This window comes from Pseudomonas sp. I2 (assembly GCF_040984075.1).
Classification (GTDB): domain Bacteria; phylum Pseudomonadota; class Gammaproteobacteria; order Pseudomonadales; family Pseudomonadaceae; genus Aquipseudomonas; species Aquipseudomonas guariconensis_B.
Genome location: NZ_JBCGFQ010000176.1, coordinates 1 through 430, shown reverse-complemented (window position 1 = coordinate 430; position 430 = coordinate 1). Strand labels below are relative to the sequence as shown.

Sequence of the window (430 nt, the reverse complement as noted above, 5' to 3'; positions counted from 1 at the left end):
CAAGATGAGTATCCGGCAGCTCGCCACCTTCCAGAACACCAACGCCATAGCAGAAAAAAGTGAGCGGTCGCTTCGCTGTAATACGCGGATCAAGCTGACGCAGTGAACCAGCTGCCGCATTACGTGGGTTAGCAAAAACTTTCCCGCCCGTGCGTCGCGCATCTTCGTTAATCTTTTCGAACCCCGCCTGCGGCAGGAACACTTCACCACGCACTTCCAGACGCGCCGGGATATTCTCTCCGTGCAGCTTCAGCGGAATAGCGCGAATAGTACGCACATTAGACGTGATATCTTCCCCGGTGGTGCCATCGCCACGGGTCGCGGCACTGACTAAAACGCCATTTTCATACAGAATACTGACGGCAAGGCCATCCAGCTTCAGCTCACAGCACCAGGTGACTTTCTCGTTGTTTTTCAGACGGTCCTGCAC

1 pseudogene is annotated in these 430 nt (G+C 54.9%); it reads right to left on the bottom strand.

The window, feature by feature from the left end:
- Window positions 1-430 (bottom strand): annotated as a pseudogene (locus tag WCE05_RS26130) (NAD-dependent DNA ligase LigA); the annotation flags it as partial.